Annotated in this window: 1 protein-coding gene; it reads right to left on the reverse strand. The window is 54.8% G+C overall.

Going from position 1 to position 1656, the window contains the following annotated elements:
• Positions 1–1656 (reverse strand): Ig-like domain-containing protein (locus AC2A06_RS18500; RefSeq protein WP_484381254.1); only part of this gene is annotated, 1656 nt, incomplete at both ends.

Consider the following 1656-nt stretch of genomic DNA (forward strand, 5'->3'; position numbering starts at 1 on the left):
CATCCGTCGCCGTGGTGGTGATCTTGTGTTCACCTTCCACCAATGGGGTGGTTGGGGTAAATGACCAGGCACCCTTGTCGTCAGCAGCAGCCGAGCCCAACAGTTTTCCATCATCATAGATATTGATGATGCTATTTGGCTCTGTCGTTCCCTTGAAGGTTGGGTTGGCATCGTCAGTGGCATCGCCGCTGGTCAATGGACCACGGTTATCACCGACGTCATCAATGGCATTACCCATTACCGGTTGATTTGGCGCGGTGGTATCTACCTTCAGCTCAAAGGCAGGAGAGGTTACCGTCTTACCGGCGGCATCTTCTGCCGTCACGGTCAGGCTGTGGTTACCCTCGATCAGATCGGTCTCTGGCGTAAAGCTCCAGCTACCATCTTTCTTGACGATAGTGGTACCCAGTACATCATCCCCATCCTTCACGGTGATGACACTGCCTGGTTTGCCGCTGCCGTTCAGTTCTGGACGAGTGTCGTCGGTGACCTGACCGGGTTGCAGGTTACCGGTTACAGACCCTACGTTGTCATTGATTGAGCCCAACTCCACCAGCACCGGGGTATCGTCCACCACAATCTTGATATCCGGACTTGGCTCACTCACGTTGCCCGCCGGGTCAGTCACCGTGGTATTGAGGGTGTGGTCGCCATTATCCAGCGGTTCACTCGGGGTAAAGCTCCACTTGCCTTCATCATTGATCTTGGCAGTACCAATTTCCTCACCGTTGTCATAAATAGTGACCGTGCCGCCGGGTTCGCCGGTACCGTTCAGGTTTGGTGAACGGTCATCGGTGGTATCCCCCGGATTCACTTCACCGGTCTTCTCACCCACGTTGTCGGTGATAACGATATCGCCAGCCGGATTAGGTACGGTGGTGTCAACAATAATACCGAAGCTACCGCTTGGTGCGCTGACGTTATCTGCCGCATCCGTTGAAGTGATGGTCAGATTATGTTTGCCATCTTTCAGTTCAGCGCCTGCTGCTGGAGTAAAGGTCCACTCACCCTTGCCGTTGGCCGTGGTTGAACCGATCAGTTCACCGTTATCGTAGATCTTGACCAGGCTGTTGGCTTCTGCACTCCCACTCAGGGTTGGGGTGCTGTCGTTGGTGAAAGCGTCCTTCTGCAATGGACCCACGTGTGGCTCTGTGTTGTCCACCACGCTGGTGATTGCTGGCTCGGCAGGAATAGTGATATCAAGATTGATGTCATAAGACGGCGTGCTTGGCGTGGTCTTGTTACCCGCCGCATCGACCGCCACGATGGTCAACTGGTTGTTGCCTTCCAGCAATGGGGTGGTTGGCGTCAGTGACCAGGTGCCATTATCGAGTACCTTGGTGCTGCCAATCGGGTGATTACCTGCCGCATCAGTGGTGTAGACAATGATGATATCGCCCTTGGTACCAATACCGCTGATCAGCGGCTGGCTGTCATCGGTGCTGTTTCCTGATGCAATGTTGCCTGTCTTATTGCCCACGCGGTCTTCCACACCGGTGATCTCCAGGAACCCTGGCCCAATTGGCGATGCGGTGTAGTCGGTGGTCAACTTAAAGACGTCGGATGGGGCACTGATGTTACCCGCCTTATCCGTCGCCGTGGTGGTGATCTTGTGCTCACCTTCCACCAATGGGGTGGTTGGGGTAAACGACCAGA

This window comes from Serratia sp. HNCC26DJ244 (assembly GCF_057180565.1).